The 18652-nt window shown below is 67.9% G+C and carries 17 protein-coding genes; 9 read left to right on the forward strand and 8 right to left on the reverse strand.

The window, feature by feature from the left end; all coding sequences use genetic code 11:
• The first annotated feature begins 61 nt into the window (after nt 1-61).
• Nucleotides 62-1900: a GspE/PulE family protein gene (locus LPA35_RS16255; RefSeq protein WP_228897657.1), complete on the forward strand. Its 1839-nt coding sequence runs from the start codon at nt 62-64 to the stop codon at nt 1898-1900.
• A 144-nt stretch (nt 1901-2044) separates the two neighbouring features.
• Here the strand turns inward: LPA35_RS16255 and LPA35_RS16260 are convergent, their stop codons facing one another.
• From LPA35_RS16260 to gstA, 3 genes are read right to left on the reverse strand one after another with little or no spacing between them, the layout of a single operon-like run.
• Complete coding sequence (locus LPA35_RS16260) at nt 2045-2422, reverse strand: nuclear transport factor 2 family protein (protein ID WP_055400737.1); 378 nt, start codon at nt 2420-2422, stop codon at nt 2045-2047.
• Nucleotides 2419-2646: a 4-oxalocrotonate tautomerase family protein gene (locus tag LPA35_RS16265; protein ID WP_121421962.1), complete on the reverse strand. Its 228-nt coding sequence runs from the start codon at nt 2644-2646 to the stop codon at nt 2419-2421. The genes LPA35_RS16260 and LPA35_RS16265 overlap by 4 nt, the downstream gene beginning before the upstream one ends.
• A gap of 32 nt (nt 2647-2678) precedes the next feature.
• Nucleotides 2679-3287 (reverse strand): glutathione transferase GstA, encoded by a 609-nt coding sequence (gene gstA, locus LPA35_RS16270; protein WP_218301239.1) that lies wholly within the window; start codon nt 3285-3287, stop codon nt 2679-2681.
• A 111-nt stretch (nt 3288-3398) separates the two neighbouring features.
• On the opposite strand from gstA, the gene LPA35_RS16275 reads away from it, so the two are divergent.
• From LPA35_RS16275 to LPA35_RS16285, 3 genes are all read left to right on the forward strand, one after another.
• Complete coding sequence (locus LPA35_RS16275) at nt 3399-4316, forward strand: LysR family transcriptional regulator (RefSeq protein WP_228897658.1); 918 nt, start codon at nt 3399-3401, stop codon at nt 4314-4316.
• 59 nt (nt 4317-4375) lie between these two features.
• Nucleotides 4376-5014, forward strand: coding sequence for an MBL fold metallo-hydrolase (locus tag LPA35_RS16280; protein WP_228897659.1), 639 nt, complete (start codon nt 4376-4378; stop codon nt 5012-5014).
• 299 nt (nt 5015-5313) lie between these two features.
• Nucleotides 5314-6378, forward strand: a complete 1065-nt coding sequence (locus LPA35_RS16285) for a GGDEF domain-containing protein (protein ID WP_228897660.1) — start codon at nt 5314-5316, stop codon at nt 6376-6378.
• A 138-nt stretch (nt 6379-6516) separates the two neighbouring features.
• On the opposite strand, the gene LPA35_RS16290 is transcribed toward LPA35_RS16285, so the two are convergent.
• On the reverse strand, nt 6517-7368 hold the full coding sequence (locus LPA35_RS16290) for a M48 family metallopeptidase (RefSeq protein ID WP_055401567.1): 852 nt from the start codon (nt 7366-7368) through the stop codon (nt 6517-6519).
• A gap of 130 nt (nt 7369-7498) precedes the next feature.
• On the opposite strand from LPA35_RS16290, the gene LPA35_RS16295 reads away from it, so the two are divergent.
• Nucleotides 7499-8917 (forward strand): MFS transporter, encoded by a 1419-nt coding sequence (locus LPA35_RS16295; protein ID WP_228897661.1) that lies wholly within the window; start codon nt 7499-7501, stop codon nt 8915-8917.
• Here the strand turns inward: LPA35_RS16295 and LPA35_RS16300 are convergent.
• Nucleotides 8799-10712 carry a sensor histidine kinase gene (locus LPA35_RS16300; protein ID WP_228897662.1) on the reverse strand — a complete coding sequence of 638 codons (1914 nt, stop codon included), beginning with the start codon at nt 10710-10712 and terminating at the stop codon, nt 8799-8801. The two genes, LPA35_RS16295 and LPA35_RS16300, sit on opposite strands and share 119 nt — an antisense overlap.
• A gap of 13 nt (nt 10713-10725) precedes the next feature.
• The gene (locus tag LPA35_RS16305) at nt 10726-11406 is read right to left on the reverse strand and encodes a response regulator transcription factor (RefSeq protein WP_228897663.1); all 681 of its coding nucleotides are present in this window, start codon (nt 11404-11406) and stop codon (nt 10726-10728) included.
• A 280-nt stretch (nt 11407-11686) separates the two neighbouring features.
• On the opposite strand from LPA35_RS16305, the gene LPA35_RS16310 reads away from it, so the two are divergent.
• A complete protein-coding gene (locus LPA35_RS16310) occupies nt 11687-12409 on the forward strand; it encodes a response regulator transcription factor (RefSeq protein WP_055401574.1) in 723 nt (240 codons plus the stop codon).
• Between the two features lie 47 nt (nt 12410-12456).
• A complete protein-coding gene (locus tag LPA35_RS16315; protein ID WP_228897664.1) occupies nt 12457-13695 on the forward strand; it encodes an ATP-binding protein in 1239 nt (412 codons plus the stop codon).
• A 62-nt stretch (nt 13696-13757) separates the two neighbouring features.
• Here the strand turns inward: LPA35_RS16315 and LPA35_RS16320 are convergent, their stop codons facing one another.
• Entirely contained in the window at nt 13758-15020 is a 1263-nt protein-coding gene (locus LPA35_RS16320) for a YbfB/YjiJ family MFS transporter (RefSeq protein WP_370641459.1), read from the reverse strand.
• Between the two features lie 113 nt (nt 15021-15133).
• On the opposite strand from LPA35_RS16320, the gene LPA35_RS16325 reads away from it, so the two are divergent.
• On the forward strand, nt 15134-16003 hold the full coding sequence (locus tag LPA35_RS16325) for a LysR substrate-binding domain-containing protein (RefSeq protein ID WP_228897665.1): 870 nt from the start codon (nt 15134-15136) through the stop codon (nt 16001-16003).
• Nucleotides 16004-16046: 43 nt separating this feature from the next.
• Entirely contained in the window at nt 16047-17210 is a 1164-nt protein-coding gene (locus tag LPA35_RS16330) for a nitronate monooxygenase family protein (protein WP_228897666.1), read from the forward strand.
• A 309-nt stretch (nt 17211-17519) separates the two neighbouring features.
• Here LPA35_RS16330 and LPA35_RS16335 read toward each other — a convergent pair whose 3' ends face one another.
• Nucleotides 17520-18494, reverse strand: coding sequence for a glycosyltransferase (locus LPA35_RS16335; protein ID WP_228897667.1), 975 nt, complete (start codon nt 18492-18494; stop codon nt 17520-17522).
• Between the last annotated feature and the right edge of the window lie 158 nt (nt 18495-18652).

Genomic DNA, 18652 nt, shown 5'->3' on the forward strand with positions numbered 1-18652 from the left:
CGACACCGCTGTTCCCCCCTCCCTCCCCGCCCACGGATTCCGCCCTCCCAATGCGGAATCCTTGTGGAAACAGCTCTCCGCCCCCCATCCCACCGTCGGCAAGGCGCGGCACCTGGGTGAGGCGCTGATCCACGCCGGCATGTTGTCCCCGTCGGCCCTGCAAGACGGCCTGCATGCCCAGCAGCAGGAGCGCAGCGCCGGGCAGAACCGGCTGATAGGGCAGATCCTGGTGGATGACGGTGTCTTGACCCAGGAGCAGTTGCGCCAGGTTATTGCCGCGTGGTTGGGCGACTACACCGTGCACCCCGGCGACATCACCCCCGATCCGGCGGCCCTGGCCATGGTGCCCCGGGCGATGGCAGAGCGTGAATCGGTGCTGCCGTTGATTGCGCGCGATGACGCGCTGGTGCTGCTGATGGCCGACCCGCTCGATCGCGTGCTGCTGGACGAACTGCGGTTTCTCACGCAGCGGCGGCTCATTCCGCTGCAGGCCGCGCCAGGCACGCTGATGCCCGCCATTCACCGCGCCTACCGCACCCAGTCTGGCGGCGCCGACGCCACCACCGCTGCCCGCGCCACCTCGCGCGAGCTGGCCGCCAACCTGGGCAGCACCGTCCCGGACGCAGACTCCGAGCAGGCCGACGTGATCAGCGAGTCGGACAACACCCTGGTGCGGCTCATCAACTCGGTGATCGACGAAGCCATTCACCACCGCGCGTCCGACATCCACATCGAGACCGAGCCCGCGCCGCAGAACGTGCGCATCCGCCTGCGCATCGACGGCGACCTCACGCCCTACCTGGAGCTGCCCGCGCGCTACCGCTTTGCGATGGTGGCGCGCATCAAGATCATGGCGGGCATGGACATCTCCGAGCACCGCAAGCCCCAGGACGGCAAGATCGACTTCGCGCGCTTCGGAGGCCCACCGGTGGAGCTGCGTGTGGTTACCGTGCCCACCTCGCGCGGACTGGAAGACGTGGTGCTGCGCCTGCTGGCGGGTGCCAAGCCCCTGCCGCTGGAGAACATCGGCCTGAGCCAGCCCAACCTGCTGGCGCTGCGCTCCGTGGTGCAAAAAAGTTATGGCCTGGTGCTGGTGTGCGGCCCTACGGGCTGCGGCAAGACGACCACGCTGCATTCGGTGGTGCGCGACATCAACACCGCAGGCCGCAAGATCTGGACGGCCGAAGACCCCATCGAGATCACGCAGGAGGGCCTGCGCCAGGTGCAAGTGAACCCGCGCATCGGCTGGACCTTTGCCGCCGCCATGCGCACTTTTTTGCGGGCCGACCCCGACGTGATCATGATCGGCGAGATGCGCGACGAGGAAACCGCGCGCATCGCCATCGAGGCCTCGCTGACGGGGCACTTGGTGCTGTCCACCCTGCACACCAACTCGGCGCCCGAGAGCATTGCGCGGCTGCTGGAGATTGGCCTGGACCCGTTCAACTTCTCCGATTCGCTGCTCGCCATCCTGGCCCAGCGCCTGGTGCGCCGCCTGTGCACAGCCTGCCGCGAGCCACGTGTGGCCGACCACGACACGCTGCTGGGCCTGGCATCGCAGTACCTGGACAGCGGCACCAACAACTCCCCCGAGGCCCGCGAGGCACAGGTGGCGCGCTGGCGCCAGCAGCACGGCGGCGCACAGGGCGAGCTGCGCCTGTGGCGCCATGTGGGCTGCACGAAGTGCGAAGGCCATGGTTACCACGGCCGGCTGGGCATCCATGAGCTGATGATGAGCGACGAGACCATTCGCCAGCACATCCGCCACCGCGCCCCCGCCTCGGACATCCGCCACTCGGCACTGGCCGCCGGCATGCTGACCCTGCGCCAGGACGGCATCGAGAAGGTGCTGCAGGGGCTGACCGACATGTCGGAAGTGGTCGCGGCAACCAACCTGTGAGGCGGGCCCACCGCAGGTGGTGCCTGCTGCCGGTCTTTTAGCCAAATTGGGCTCTAGCGCTTATCTGACAAGCGCTAGAAGCTATCAATCAATGAGTCCTTCCGAGAAGAGGAACTCGCCCACCGGCTTGCGCGCACCGCCGCCTCAGCGATCCAGCTCGTAGTGAAACACCTTGGCAATGATCTGCCAGCGCCCGTCCACGTGGATCAGGGTCAGCAGGTCGGTGAAGTGCTTGGGCAGGATGGCGCATTCCACCCTGGCCAAAGCCGTCACCGGCCCGGCAAACTCGATGGACAGGATGCGCTCCTGCACCGTCTCGCCCCGGCTGGCGGGCGAGGGGCGCTGGTCCACGATGGGGAAATATTCCTCCATGCGCAGGATCACCGCAGGCTCGGCCGTGGCGCAGGCATAGACCGCCTGCGGGTGGAACACGCGGCGCAGGCGCTGCGTATCGCTGTGGCACAGGCCGTCGAAATATTCCTGCAGCACGGCGGCGACTGCGTCAAAGCGCGGGTCACTCATGGCGCGCTCCCGTCGGCGGCGGCGCGAGCGCGCTGGCGGCGCACGGTCACCGTTTCACCGGCCACGCCCCAGTTGTCGGTCTCGACCTCGTCGATCACGACAAAGGTGGTGGCGGGCTCCTTGTTCAGAACGCGCACCAGCAAATCGGTGGCGCCTTGGATCAGCGCCGCTTTTTGCGCACTGCTGACGCCTTCACGGGTCACTTTGATGTTGATGTAAGGCATGGCTATTTTCCTTGGAATGAAGCAATGGCCTCTCAGCCCAGCAACCCTTCGGCCCGCATCGCGGCCTGCACGGCGGGGCGCGCGGCCACGCGGCGCAGGAAAGCCTGCAGATGGGCCAGGTCGCTGATGTCCAGCTTCACGAACTTGGCCCAACCCAGCACCACAAAAAGGTAGGCATCGGCCGCCGTGAAGTGCTCGCCCGTCAGGTAGGGGCCGTGCTGCAGCTGCGCGTCCAGCCAGTCCATCTTCTTGCGCAGCAGAGCGGCCAGCGTGGCCTTGGCGTTGTCGTCCAGCCCGGCGTGGAACAAGGGCGTGAAGGACTTGTGCAGCTCGGTGCTCACGTAGTTCTGCCACTCCATCACCCGGTAGCGCGCCAGCGTACCGGCTGCGGGCATGAGCTGCGTGGCCTGGGCCTGGTCGGCGATGTACTGCGCAATGACCGGGCCTTCGGTGAGGCGGGAGCCGTCCGCCAGCTCCAGCACAGGCACCTGGCCTTTGGGGTTGATGGCATAAAAATCGCGCCCATCTGCCGTGCGGTGGCGCTCGGTATCGACCTTCTCCAGGTCGAAAGTGAGGCCACATTCGCGCAACAGGATGTGGGGCGACAGGGAGCAGGCGGCGGGAGAAAAGTACAGCTTCATGGGGTTGCCTTTGGAGCGTGGTGGAAAGATGAAGCGATGGTATTGAGGATGCAAACAGCAATAAACTAGGCTTCAGGAATTTCACTGATTACATCAAGTAATAAACAGAACATGGCGCGCCAATTTGACGACCTGAAGCTGGGCAGCATCGAACTGTTCTGCCTGACCGCGCAGTGGCAAAGCTTCACGGCCGCCGCCCAGGCGGCCGGGCTGACGGCGGCAGCCGTGAGCCGATCGGTGGCGCGCATGGAGGCGCGCCTGGGCGTGCGGCTGTTCCAGCGCACCACGCGCCAGGTGCGGCTGACCGACGCAGGCAAGCGCTACTACGAGCAATGCCGCCAGGCGCTGGGCCAGCTGGCCGAGGCAGAACGCGAGCTGTCGGGCCAACAGCAAAGCCCGGCAGGCCTCGTGCGCTTCAGCCTGCCCACCTCCTACGGGCACTGCCGCATCCTGCCCCTGCTGCCCGCATTTGCGCAGGCCTACCCCGACGTGGAGCTGGAGCTGCAATTGAGCAACCGCAACGTGGACTTCACCGAAGAAGGCTTTGACCTGGCCGTGCGCGGTCGAGCCCCCATCGACTCGGGGCTGGTGGCGCGCAAGCTGGAGGACGCCGCCCTGGTGGTGGTCGCCGCCCCGGCGTACCTGGCGCGTTGCGGCACACCGCATGCCATCGCCGACCTGGCGGCGCACGAATGCATCCAGTTTGTGCTGCCCAGCAGCGGCCAAGCGGTGCCATGGATACTGCGCGACGCCGCCGGGCGCGATGTGGAGGTGCCCACCCAAGGCCACCTGCGCTGCGCCGACGACATCCTGGGTCCCGTGACCCTGGCGCGTGCAGGCGCAGGGCTGCTGCAGACCTACCGGTTCATTGTGGAGGCCGATCTGCACAGCGGCGCCTTGCGGGAGGTGCTGCCCGCCCATGCCGGTGCCTCTCGCCCGTTTTCCCTGCTGTATCCCGCCAACCGGCACATGCCGCTGCGCGTGCGCGTGCTGGTGAATTTCCTCGTCGATCGGCTGGCACGGGCTTGAGCCTCTCCCGGCCGCCGTGCGCCAGGCCTGCAAAAATACACGCCACCACCTCACCCACCATGCTCCACTACCTCACCATCCCCGTCACCGCGTTCCAGCAAAACTGCTCCCTCGTCTGGTGCGACGCCACCCACAAAGCCGCCGTGATCGACCCCGGCGGCGACCTGGAGGTGCTGCTCGCTGAAATAAAACGTCTTAACCTCACGCTCGAACAGATCTGGCTCACCCACGCCCACATCGACCACGCGGGCGGCACGGGCGAGCTGGCAGAGCGGCTTTCGCTGCCCATCGTTGGCCCCCACCCGGGCGACCAGTTCTGGATTGACGGCCTGCCGCAGCAAAGTGCGATGTTTGGGTTTCCGCCCGCGCAGCACTTCACGCCCACGCGCTGGTTGCACGATGGCGACACGGTGCAGATCGGCAACGAGACCCTGAACGTGCGCCACTGCCCCGGGCACACCCCCGGGCATGTGGTATTCCACGCGCCGCAGATCGACCGGGCGTTTGTGGGCGATGTGCTGTTTGCGGGCAGCATGGGCCGCACGGATTTCCCGCAGGGCAACCACCAGCAGCTCATCGACAGCATCACAGAGCGCTTGTGGCCCATGGGCAACCAGACGGTGTTCATCCCGGGGCATGGGCCCGAGAGCACTTTCGGGCGTGAGCGCCAGAGCAATCCCTACGTGGGCGGGACCTGAGACGTGCCAGAAGAGCCTCAGAAACGTCCCGCAGCGCTTCGCTGCACATCGCCTCATTAGTATCTTTTTGATAGCTGCCAGCGCTTGATGGACAAGCGCTAGCGGCAAATTTGACTACTACTTTCTCCTTTTAGGAGGTCGCCCCGCCCCACCCAGGCGCCCGCCCGGGGCGGATATGCGTTGCAAAAGCGGCCAGTTCTGCGGACCGCCGATGGTCTGCATGCTTACGATGTATCGTGTTGTAAGCAGCTTGTGGCACCCTTGCCCAGGCTCCATCCGCCCCGCCCCGCTTTCGCGCCATGAACCCCACCTTCAAGCCACGCCCTCCCCTAGCACCGCAGCGCGGCTCCAGCCTGGCGGGCAAGGCTTACTGGGCCATGGTGCAGCGGGTGGCGCTGACCGCAGCGGCCATTGATGTCGGCTACATCGTGCTGTTTCTGTGGCTGGGCTCGCTGCCCCTGGCGGCCATCAACGTGATCAGCATCGGCATGTACCTGGGCGCATACCGGCTCATACAGAAACGCTACAACGTGGCCGGGCTGGTGCTGATCTGGCTGGAGGTGGTGGGGCATTCGGCATTGGGATCGCTGCTCATCGGCTGGGACAGCGGGTTTCACTACTACCTGCTGATGTTCATTCCTGCCATCGTGATTGCCAATACGCGCGGGTATGCCGCGCCGATGGTGCTGGCGTTGCTGGCGTACTACCTGGGCCTGCATGCACTGAGCAGCCACCTGGGCCCGCTCGACCCCCTGCCCGCCCGCAGCGTCAACATCGTGAACTGGGTGCACATCTGTCTGGTGTTCGCCATGTCGGCCGCGCTGTCGGCCTTTTACCGCCGCACGATCCTGATCGCGGAGGCCCGCTTGCGCAAGCAGGCCACGCTCGACCCGCTGACCGGCCTGGCCAACCGCAGCCACTTCGAAGCCCTGTCCACCAACGCGCTGGCGCGCAGCCAGCGCGACGGTGCGCCAGTCACCCTGCTGCTGTGTGATGTGGACTTGTTCAAACGGATCAACGACCAATACGGCCACGCCGTGGGTGACGAGGTACTGGTGGCCATGGCCAATGTGCTGGCCGCCAACCTGCGCGAAGGGGACGTGCTGGCGCGTTGGGGCGGCGAGGAGTTTTTGGCGCTGATGCCCGCCAGCACGCTGGACGCCGCCTGTGCCACCGCCGAACGCATCCGCGCCGCCATCGAGCAAACGCCGCTGGACGTGGGCCAGGCGCCCATTGCGCTGACCATGTCGTTTGGCGTGGCCCAGGTGCACAGCGCCGAAGACCTGCAAGCTGCCATTGCACGCGCCGACAAGGCGCTGTACCAAAGCAAGAACGCGGGCCGCAACCGGGTGAGCGTGGGATAGCTCCACGGCAGCCAAATTCTTAGTCAAATTGGCCGCTATCGCTTACTCATCAAGCGCTAACAGCTATTAAAACAGTAGCATCAGGATTCCCAGACACCTTTCGATGGCGCGCCTCTGCCACCCACCCGCCGTCCACGACTACCCGTTGCGCCGCGCCGCCTCGTACAGGCCCTGCACTTTGGGCACATTCACCTCCAGCTCACGGATGCGCGCGGGGCCTGAAGGGTGTGTCGACAAAAACGCCAGCCCGCCCTGCTTGCTGCCGCTGGCGTTGCCCATCTTCTGCCACAGGCTTACGGCGGCCGAGGGCTGGTAGCCTGCGCGGGCGGCCAGCTCCAGCCCCACCAGGTCGGCATCGGTCTCGTCCGAGCGGCTGAACTGCAGCGTGAGCAGCTGCCCACCCAGCCCCGCCGCCGCCTGGCCCAGGTCGCCAAGCCCCAGCAGCTGCGAGCCCAGGCGCAGCGCCAGGTTGGTGCCCTGTGTCTTGGCGATGCGCTCTCTCGCATGTTCGCGCAGCGCGTGGGCCATTTCGTGGCCCATGATCATGGCGGTCTCATCGTCGGTGAGCTTGAGTTGGTCCAGGATGCCGGTGTAGAACGCAATCTTGCCGCCGGGCATGCAGAAGGCGTTGATCTGCGAACTGCCGATGAGGTTGACCTCCCAGCGCCATTGTTTGGCGCGGTCGTTCCACGGCATGGTGTGCGGAATCAGCCGCTTGGCGATGGCGTGCAGGCGCTGCAGCTGCGGGTGGTCGCTGGGTGCCAGCGCGCGCTTGGCCTTGGCCTGCTGCAGCATCTGCTGGTACTGCTGGGCTGCGGAGTTTTCCAGCGTTTCAGCGGGCACCAGCTTGCGCAGGCTGGATGCCGAGCCCACCTCGACCTGCGCGAGCACTGGCGCCGCAGCGCTGGCGCCTGCCGCCAGCAGGAAGGCGCGGCGCGCCGACCACGGGGACGAGGGCGCAACAGAGGGAGCGGGGCAGAAAAGACACATACAAGGCAATCCCAGAAGGAATAATGAGCGGCGCTGGCACACAACACACCAAAGCCTGCCGCGCAGATGGAGGCCGACAGGCTGGCTACAAGGGTGTGTCGGCGATGATAGACAAAACCTCCACGCGCCCATGTCAGACACCTCCACTTCATCCGCCCCCAACCTCACCCCGGAAAAGCCGCACCGCACGCCCTGGCTGCAGACCCTGCGCGTGTACCTGGAGCCCGCCAGCCTGCGCATGCTTACGCTCGGGTTCTCGGCCGGGCTGCCACTGCTGCTGGTACTGGGCACGCTGAGCTTTCGCCTGCGCGAGGCGGGCATTGACCGCAGCACCATCGGCTACCTGAGCTGGGTGGGCCTGGCCTATGGCTTCAAGTGGGTGTGGGCACCACTGGTAGACCGGCTGCCGATTCCGCTGCTCACACACGCGCTGGGGCGCAGGCGCAGTTGGTTGCTGCTGTCGCAGGCGCTGATCGTGGCCGGGCTCATCGGCATGGCGCTGGCCGACCCGCGCCAGACCCTGGGGCCCATCGTGTGGTGCGCGTTGGCCGTGGCATTTGGCTCGGCCACGCAGGACATCGCGCTCGATGCGTTTCGCATCGAATCCGCCGACGCCAACCACCAGGCGGCGCTGGCAGCGTCGTACCAGACGGGCTACCGCCTGGCCATGATCTGGGCCGGAGCGGGCGTGTTGTGGATTGCAGCACGCTCCGAGGTGGCGCCCGCCGTGGGCCAAGCCATCGCACAAGGCGCTGCGGCCTACCAGAACAGCGCGTGGCAAGTGGCGTACCTCGTGATGGCGGCCTCGATGGCCGTGGGCGTGGTCACCGTGCTGTTCTCACGCGAGCCCGCGCCCGTGCAACTGCCCCCTGCGCGCAACGCGGCGGAGTGGATCCAGAGCGCCATGGTGGAGCCTTTTGCCGATTTTCTGCGCCGCTATGGCTGGCACGCGGCGCTGATCCTGGCGCTCATCGCCGTGTACCGCATCAGCGATGTGGTGATGGGCATCATGGCCAACCCGTTCTATGTGGACATGGGCTTCACCAAGGACGAGGTCGCCGCCGTGACCAAGATCTACGGCGTGATCATGACGCTGGCCGGCGCCTTTGTGGGCGGCGTGTTGTCGATGCGGTTTGGCGTGATGCGCATCCTGATGCTGGGCGCCATCCTGAGCGCGGCCAGCAACCTGCTGTTCGCCTGGCTGGCGGGCCACGGACACGACTTGACGGCGCTGATTGCCGTGGTGTCGGCCGACAACCTGGCCAGTGGCATTGCGTCGGCCGCATTCATTGCCTATCTATCGAGCCTGACGAACGTGAGTTACTCGGCCACGCAGTACGCACTGTTCAGCTCGATGATGTTGCTGCTGCCCAAGTTTGTGGCGGGTTTCTCGGGCGACTACGTGAATGCGTTTGGCTATGCGCAGTTCTTCACATCGACGGCGCTGCTGGGGCTGCCGGTGCTGGTGCTGGTGTGGCTGGCATCGCGGGTGCAGGCTCCCCCAGCAACGCAATCCGCACACACGTCCCCTGGCCCGGCACAGACGTGACATCCAGCTGCGCGCCGATAGCCTGCGCGCGTGCGCGCATGTTGGCCAGCCCCTGGCCCCCGGCTGCAGCCGGGCCGGGCATGCCGATGCCGTTGTCGGCGATCTCCAGTACCAGACACGGCGACTCATCATCGGGCTGGCGTGCCGGCCCCGGCTGCTGGCGCGCGCTGACCCGTACGCGGGTGGCCTGCGCATGCCGCAGCACGTTGGTGAATGCCTCCAGCAGGATGCGCTGGATCTGAAGCACCCTGTGCGGTGTGAGGCTGTCCAGCGTGGGCAGTTCTTCGTCCACCTGCCAATCGACCGAGATGCCCGAGGCAGCCAGCCGCGGTTGTAGCCGGTAGCGCAGCGTGGCCAGCACGGTGGCCAGGTCACCGTCCACCGGCTGCATGGCGTCCACGGCCATGCGCAGTTCATCGAGCGCCGCGTGGGCATGCTCACGCAGCGCGGCCCGGCTGGACCGGCCTTTGCCAATGAGGCTGAGCAGCCCCACCAGTTGCGATCCCACGCCGTCGTGGATGTCGCGCATGATGCGCTGGCGCTCCTGCAGGGCCGCGTGCTGCTCATGCTCCTGCTGCAGGAGCGCGTAGCTGACCTCCAGCTCACGCTCGCGCTGGCGCACCTTCTCGTCCAGGGAATTGCTCAGGGCCTGGTATGCACGCACCTGGCGGGCATAACGATCCAGGATGAGCCAGCCCATCAGGAGCACGAAGAGCATGGTCGCCAGAGGAAGGTACGAAGAGCGGCCCACGCTTTCTGTCGCGATGCGGATCTCCAGGAAGTCGTACAGGCCCGCGCCTATGGGAACGAAGCTGGCAATACAGAAGGCGATGGCCTCGGGCTTGCGGGCCACGATCGCTTCCCGTGCAGCGATGACATAGGCCCCAACCGCAGGCACGAACAGCAATCCCAGGGCGGCGGTCCAGTACTCCGGCTGGAACAGGCCAAAAGCTGCTGACACCAGGAGGGTTTCAGCGAGCAGCAGCACCCAGAACGCCCGCCGGGCCCCGAGCCCGTCGAGGCCGATCAAAGCCAGCGAGAAGCGCACCAGCAGCAGGACGTGCACCGCCAGCGAGAACGCCACGATGCCACCCCACACCGGCCATCCCAGGGGCGAGGTGCTCCACAGACGGTCGCCGAAGCGCAGCATCCCGAACGGCGCGCACAGCGCGAAATAGCCGTACACCGGCTCCCGGTTGAGGTGCCACAGCCCTGCGGCAATCACGCCCGTGAGGGCCAGTGCAAACACCACGGCCACTGCGCCCCACTGCCGCCAGACATAGCGCTCGCGGTACTGCGGCTGAAGCACGGCCTCAGGCCCGAAGCGCGGTGCGGCCAGTCCACCCCAGCGCACCGCTTGCACGGCTACACGAACCTCCAGCACGGTGGGGACGCTTTGTGACAACAGGCGCGCAGGCACGGGCACCCACAGCGGCGCCTTGGTCGCATCGGTGCGGCCGTCGCCCAGCACGCCGCGGTGTGCAATCAGATCGCCGCCGACGAAGACTTCGACCTGGTTGCCCACCCTGGGGAAATAGACCCCCCTGAGGATTCCATCTGACGGCACGGGGGGAAGCGTCAGCAGGTAGCGCGCGCGCCCTGACTTGCCGGGGTAGGCCTTGTCCCAGAGATGCGGAAGCGCCACCAGCCCCGCCCAGGGTTCGGCGCCATCGGGTTCGAGGTACGCATGGGCCTGCGCAATCGTCCCTACCTCCGGTTGGGCCTGCACCGTGCCGCAGAGAAGCACCCACAGCACCGCAATCCAGAGCACGCGCAGCGGCGCCTCCCGCGGCATGCCCGGTAGCCTGCTACAGAAGCCCCAGCTGCCGCGCCTCGTGAATCGCCTCCGTCTTTGAATGAACCGCCAGCTTGCTGTAGATGTTCTTGACATGCGATTGGACCGTGGAAGGCGAGATGCCCAGGATCTCTGCGGTTTCGGCGTAGGTGTAGCCGCGCGCAAGCTTGGCGAGGATATCCCGCTCCCGCGCCGTCAAGGTCGCATCGGCGGGAAGCGCACTGGTCGTCGCTGGCGCGGGCGACAGACGTGTCAGCAACTGGCGCGCGATGATGGGGGTCATGGGCGATCCGCCGGCATTCAGGCTCAGGACGTGGTCGGCGAGATCGTCTTCGGTCCCGTCCTTGAGGAGGTAGCCGCGTGCGCCGGCTTCGAAGGCGCGCATCATGTTGGCTTCGTCGCCGAACATGCTGATGACCATGATCTCGGTTCCGGGCGACAGCTTGCGGCAATGGCTGATGACCTGAAGGCCGGACCCGTCGGGCAACCCGAGGTCCACGAGGAGCACGTCCACACGGTTGTCGCGCAGCCAAGCCACCATCTCGCCCACCGTGCCCGCAGAGTAGGCCAGCCACAGGCGGTCGGCCCGCGCCAGCGCGTGCTCGAACCGCCGCCGCGTGCGCGGATCGTCCTCCACGATCGCCACGGAGACGTCGCGCCCGGACGGGGCAAGGCGAGGCTCCGGGAGCGTCATGCGGACGGCGGGCTGGCGCCGTGGCATCCCGGCGTAAGGAAGGGCGAATTCATGCTCCGAGCGTAGGGGCAAAGCAGTGCCCACACAAGAAGAAGCTGCGCCTCCTGCGCATGGCATGCGTGCAACACAAGCGGCCCGGGCGGGACCGCGCGGCAGGGCAAGTCTGGCCGCGGTCGTACGGCTGCACGGGCTTGGTGGCTTTACGGGAGGTTTACATGGCCGACAACGCACCGAGACAGCCCTTGGCGACCATGAAGCCACCCGCTACTACACTGCCCCCATGAGTTCCCAACTGCTGATGATCGAAGACGACGCCCGCCTCGCACAGATGGTGGGCGAGTACCTGGGCCAGTCGGGCCTGCAGGTCACGCACCGCGCGGACGGCAAGAGTGGCCTGGCGCAACTGCAGGGGCCCGACGCCGGGCCGCTGCCCGACCTCGTGATCCTGGACCTCATGCTGCCCGACATGGACGGCCTGGAAGTGTGCCGGCGCATCCGCTCGTTGCAAGGCCATGCGGCCCAGGTGCCGGTGCTCATGCTCACCGCCAAGGGCGACCCTATGGACCGCATCATCGGCCTGGAGCTGGGTGCCGACGATTACCTGCCCAAGCCGTTTGAGCCGCGCGAGCTGCTGGCCCGCATCCGCGCCATCCTGCGCCGCCGCACCGATGGCGGCAATGCAACGGCGGCCACGCAGGTCCTGCGTTTTGGCACGCTGGAGATCGACCGCGACGCCCGCACCGTGACCGTGGCAGGCGAGCTGGCCGACCTCACCTCCTACCAGTTCGACCTGCTGGTGGCGCTGGCCGAGCGCGCGGGCCGGGTGCTCACGCGCGACCAGATCATGGAGGCCGTGCGCGGCCGCGAGCTGGAGGCGTTTGACCGCTCCATCGACGTGCACATGGGCCGCATCCGTGCCGCCATCGAGGCCGACGCCAAGAACCCGCGCCGCATCCTCACGGTGCGTGGCGTGGGCTACGTTTTTGCGAAACAACAAGACTGACCGGTAGGGCGCGGCCCCGCTGCGGCGCGCACCTCCACTTTTGCTGAATGTCCCTTTCCACCCCCTTCTCCCGCCGTCTGTACCTGCGCATCTGGCTGGCCGTGGTCGGCGGCATCGCGGTGCTGACGCTGACCGTGGGCTGGGCCTGGCGCATGGCCGAGGAACAAAAGGCGCAGAACGCCCAGCCGTTCGTGCCGCCCTCGCGCGAGATGGTGCTGCGCGATCCCAACGGCACGCAGGTGCTCAAGGGCCTGGCCACGCGCCAGCCCAGCGAGCCGGGCGAAGGCATTGAATTCCAGATCCAATCGGACACCGGGCAGGTCTTTCTGCTGCAGATGGCGCCTCGCCAGCCACGCGGCGATCGGAGCGGCCGACCCGGAGGTCCGAACCAGGGCGACGCCGCGTTCTGGACCCGGCCACCGTTCGGCTTTTTGTGGCTGCTGGGCATCGTGGGCCTGGCCGTGGCCGTGGGTGTGTACCCCATCATCCGGCGCCTCACGCTGCGGCTCGAAGCCCTGCAACGCAGCGTGCAAAAGTTTGGCGAGGGCGACCTGTCGGTGCGTGTGCCCGAGCAAGGGCAGGACGAAGTGGCCGACCTCGCGCGCCAGTTCAACGCCGCCGCTGCGCGCGTGGAAACGCTGGTCAAGTCGCACAAATCGCTGCTGGCCAACGCCTCGCACGAACTGCGCTCACCGCTCACCCGCATCCGCATGGGGCTGGAGCTGATGGGCGGGCAGCAGCCCTCGCCCGCGTTCCGTGAGGAAATCCTGCGCAACATTGCCGAGCTGGACCAGCTGGTGGACGAGATCCTGCTGGCCAGCCGCCTGGATGCGCGCGAAGCCGATGTGGGTACCGTGGAGCTGGTGGATCTGATCGGTCTGGCCGCCGAAGAGTGTGCACGCGTGGACGCCGATCTGGACGTGAGTTCGGACTCCGTGGATGTGCGCGGCATCCCCAAGCTTCTGCGCCGCGCCATCCGCAACCTGCTGGAAAACGCCCGGCGCTACAGCACCGGCGAGATCACCCTGGTGGTCGAACGCCGCCAGGGTCACGCCGAGGTGCGCGTGTGCGACCGGGGTCCGGGCGTGCCCGTGACCCACCGTGAACGCATCTTCGAGCCCTTCTACCGCTTGCCCGGCGCCAGCGAGCGCGCCGGGGGCGTGGGCCTGGGGCTGGCGCTGGTGCGCTCGATTGCAGGGCGCCACAACGGCACGGTGCACTGCGAGGACCGGCCGGATGGCGCGAGTGGCGCGTGCTTTGTGCTGCGGTTGCCCCTCCCCCAATAGCTATCACATCGATAGCTGCATGCGCTCATTGGATAAGCGCTACAGGCCATTTTTAGCTTAGCTCACGTTCTCCAGCGCCAGGCCATCAGCGCATACAGCGCCGCCCCCAACCCCAGCGCAGCCCCCGCCACACCCAGCGCCCAGTCAAACCCCTGCGCCTGCGAGCCCGCGCGCGCCAGGAGCACCGCCGCCATGGGCGGCCCCGCGATCTGGCCGATACCGTACAGCGCGGTCATCAGGCCGGTGAAGCCTGCGCCCGCCTGGGGCCACTGGTGTCGCGCCTCCTGCAACGCAAAGAACGTGATGGCCGTGAAGGGCAGGCCCAGCAGCAGGCTACCGAATGCAAAGCCTGCCGGGCCGGGCCAGAGCAGGCCCAGGCCGATGGCCGCCGCCTGCAGCAGGTAGGCCCCCGCCAGCAGCAGGCGCCGGTCCCGCGCTGGGTGAATGCGCGTGGACAGCAGCGCCCCCAACGCCACACCCGCGCCGAAGATGGGCCAGAACAGGTCGGGCCAGGCCGAGCCTGCAGGCAGCGCGGCCCGCGCGATCACGGGCAGGAAGGTGGCCGTGACGATGTAGCCCAGGCCGGCCAGGCCATAGGCCAGCGCAAGCAGGGCGCGCTCGGCTGCCGGATGCGGCGCGGGCGGAGGTGGCGCCGTGGCCGCCGTGCTTGCGGCGCTTGGCACCACCGAGGAGGCTTCGCTGCCCCGCACCACCGGCCACACCAGCGCGCACAGCAAGGCGGCAAGCACGGCGAACACCGCCCAGCCCGTGGCGGCGCTCCAGCCCGCTGCCACCATGGCGCTGGTGGGCAGGCCGGTGGCGACGATGCCCAGGCCCGGACCGCAAAAGATCAACCCGCCCAGGGCCGGATGCCCCAGGTGGGCCAGCCGGCCCATGCACCAGTTGGCCGTGCCCAGGAACACCATGGCGCTGGCCACACCGGCCAGCAACCGCATCAGCGGCCACAGCACGGGCCATGGCAGGGCCAGCGCGGCTGTGAGCAGCACCGTGGCCACCAGCCCGCCCCGTACCAGGGCCGCGTTGCCGGGCACCGCGCCCAGGCGCCGACCCAGCCAGGGCAAGGCCATGTACAGCAGCGCACCCCCCAGGTAGCCCGCGTAGTTGGCCGTGGCCAGCCAGCTGCCGGTGGCGATGTCCACCATGCCGTCGTGCAGCATCATGGGCAACAGCGGTGTGAAGGCAAAGCGGCCGATGCCCATGGCGGCCGCCAGCGCGGCCATGCCCGCCAGTGCGACCTGGAGCGCGGAGGAGCCGGTGTCGCCACGGCGGGTGGATGCAAGCGTGGAAGAAGAAGTGGCCTGGATCACGGCATGGGGGCGATTGCGCGGTGGGACGGTGGGACGGGAGTTGCGGCGTCGGATGCGGGGTCTTATGATCTTAGCAAGAGATTGAATTTTTGACATTCATACTTTTCAAGATGGATAAAGTATCCCCCCCACTCAATCTGGCCGCCCTCGACATCTTCCGCACCGTGGCGGCAGAGGGTAGCGTCACGCGCGCGGCCGAGCGGCTGCAGCGCGTGCAGTCCAATGTGACCACGCGGGTGCGCCAGCTGGAGGCCGACCTGGGCACTCCGCTGTTCCTGCGCGAGGGCAAGCGCATGGCGCTCACGCCCGAGGGCGAGGTGCTGCGGGGCTACGCTGACCGGCTGCTGGCGCTGGCCGAGGAGGCTCGGCAGGCCGTGCGGCCAGGCCAGCCCACGGGACGCCTGCGCCTGGGCTCGATGGAAAGCACCGCCGCCAGCCGCCTGCCCGCCCCGCTGGCGCAACTGCACCGCCAGTGGCCCGGGGTGGCGCTGGAGCTGTCGACCGCCCCCACGCGCGAACTGCTGGAGCGGCTGCGCGCCCATGCGCTCGACGCCGTGCTGGTGGCCTGGCCGCCAGGGCAGTCGCCCGACCCTGCGCTGGAAGCCAGCCCCGTGTTCGCCGAGGAACTGATCCTGGTGCTGCCCACGGGGCATCCGCCCGTGTCCGGCCCGCAGGATGTGGTGCCCGGCACGCTGGCGGTGTTCGAGCCTGGCTGCACCTACCGGGGGGTGGCGCAGGACTGGTTCGCAACCCGCACCCCGCCCATGCAGACGCTGGAACTGGGCTCGTACCACGCCATCCTGGCCAGCGTGGCGGGGGGTGGCAGCGTGGGCATCGTGCCACGCTCGGTGCTCCAGCTCTCGCCCCACGCCGCGCTGCTGGCCCAGCACCCCCTGACCACCCTGCAGACGCTGCTGGTGTGGCGCCACGGCTACCGGTCCGCGGCCCTGGATGCGCTGCAGCAAGTGCTACGCGACTGACAACGCTTCTCTTCCTCTCACTCTTAGCGAACGGAACGCCACCATGCCCCACCGCAGCCTGCGCACCGCCCTCTCCCTGCGTCTGCCCATCATCCAGGGGCCCATGACGGGTTCCGACACCCCGGCGCTGGCTGCCTCCGTGTCCGCAGCGGGCGGGCTGGGCACCCTGGGCTGCGGCATGCGCTCCCCCGCAGCCATGGCCGAGGCGGCGGCCGAGGTGCGGCGGCGCACCGACCGGCCCTTCGGGCTCAATCTCTTCGTGCAGGACACGCCCGCGCCCGATGCGGCCACGGTGGAAAAGGCCGTGGCCCGTCTGGCGCCGCTGTATGCGGAGTTCGGCCTCACGCCCGCCGTGCCCGCGCGCTGGTGCGAGGACTTTGCGGCCCAGTTCGACGCCCTGGTCGAAGCGCGCCCGGCCGTGGCGAGTTTTACCTTCGGCATCCTGAACGCCGCGCAGGTCGAGCGGCTGCACAGCGCGGGCTGCACCGTCATCGGCACGGCCACCACCGTGGCCGAGGCCGTGGCCTGGGCCGATGTGGGCGCGGACGCGGTGGTCGCATCGGGCATGGAGGCGGGCGGCCACCGGGGCACTTTTTTGCCCACGGGCCGTCTGCAGGCCGAGGGCCTTGCGCCCGCAGAAAAGGCCCCTGCCGCCAAGGGCCCCTCGCAGGCCGACTTTGCGGCGTCCATGGTGGGCACCATGGCCCTCATCCCGCAGTGCGTGGATGCGCTGCGCCCCCGGGGCGTGGCGGTGATCGCGGCCGGCGGGATCATGGACGGGCGAGGCATCGCCGCGGCCCAGGCCCTGGGCGCCGAGGCGGTGCAGATGGGCACGGCCTTCCTGGCCTGCGACGAGTCGGGCATCGGCCCGGCCTACCGTGATGCGCTGGCCCACGCCACCGGCACGGACACGCGCACCACCCGCGTCTTCTCGGGCCGCCCGGCGCGTGGCATCGTCAACACGATGCTGCAGCGGCTGCACGCGCACGAGGCCGATGTGCCAGCCTACCCGGTGCAGAACGCCCTCACCGGCGCGCTGCGCCGGGCCTCTGCCGAGGCGGGGCGGGCGGACTACCTCTCCCTGTGGGCCGGCCAGGGCGTGGCGGCGGTGCGCCCCATGCCAGCGGCGGCGCTCGTGGCCGTGCTGGAAGCGGAATGGCGGGCTGCGCTGGCAGCCGTGGGAGCGCAGGGCGCGGGGCAGAGGTGACTTTTGCTATTAATTAGATAGCGAATTGCGCTTGATGAATAAGCGCTAGCGGCCAATTCGATCAGTTTTTCACACGCCTCCGCCGCGCGGAACGTGCACTGGCTTCGACCGGCCCAGTCCGAGCGGGCACGGGTAGGACGATATGTGCACGCTGGTAGACGGTCCTGCACCGCCAAGCAACCAGCCCGCGATGTTCACGCCCTTCGATACCGGAGCGCACCCAAGCCAGTGCACCCGTGGAACCGGCTCTGCCGGGCCACTGGGTGCGTCCCCCTCCGGGGGAAGGCGCGCAGCGCCTCAGGGGGGGGTTCAGCCCTTCCAGGGCAGTTCGCGCGCAGGCCCCTGGATGACGGGCGGCTGGGCGTTGATCTTCTCACCCGCCAGCACGCGCTCGTACATGCGCAGGTAGTTGCGGGCCATGCGCTCGGCGCCGAAGTGATCGACCACATGCTGGTGACAGGCGCGGGCGTCAAAGCGGTTGTTGCGCACCGCCTCGGCCAGCACGGAGGCTTCGGCCGACAGCACGCCGCAGTGCACCGGCACCAGCTCGGGCAATGCGCCGTAGGGCGTGGAAAACACCGGGCAGCCGAAGTACAGGCTTTCGATCACGGCCAGGCCAAAGGGCTCGTGCCAGCGCACCGGAAAGATCAGCCCGCGCGAGGCATTGAGCAGGCTGGTCTTCTGCGAGCCGCCCACCATGCCGTGAAAGTGGATCTTGCGCGACAGCGTCCAGCGAAAGCCGCGCTTGAAGTTGATGCGGTCTCCGCCCAGCACGTCCAGCTCCACGCCAGCCATCTTGGCCACCTTGATCGCGCCGCGCACGTTCTTCACGCCCCAGGCCGCCTTGCCCAGAAAGTGGTAGTGGGGCCGTGGGCGGTCAAAGTCCACAGGGCCATAGCCGCTCCAATCGAGTCCGTTGTAGACAAACTCGGTGGAACCGTAACGCGCGGCGTGGTCACGCGAGAGGAACACGGTGTTCAGCGGCAGCGGCTTGGGCTTGCGCGCGTTGCCGTGCTCGGTGACCAGATAGGGCCGGCTCAGCTCGGTGCGGGGGTTGAACTGGAAATGCGCAATGTCCACATCGGCCGGGATCTGGCCCTCCCAAGGTGCGTCGGGGCGGATGGGCAGCACATGGCCGAAGTCGCAGCTGGACCCGTCGGGCACCAGATAGCTCACGCGGTGACCCAGCTGCACCAGCGTCTTGCCCAGATCCCAGATCACACGCTCGGTACCGCCGTAGCCGTAGACAGGGATGGGGGAGTTGTTGATGAGCAGAATGTGCATAGGGAAATCTTTCGTCTCAGTTTTCCATGGCGCTACGCGTCACCCGCAGACCATGAAACTGGCGCGGCCCAAGCCAGTGCCACCGTGGAGCTGGCTTTGCCAGGCCACGGGTGGCGCCACCCTCCCGCGCAGCGAGAGAGGGGGAAGGCGCGAAGCGA

It is taken from the genome of Acidovorax sp. Leaf73 (genome assembly GCF_916855635.1).
In the GTDB taxonomy this organism is placed as follows: Bacteria; Pseudomonadota; Gammaproteobacteria; order Burkholderiales; family Burkholderiaceae_C; genus Acidovorax; species Acidovorax facilis.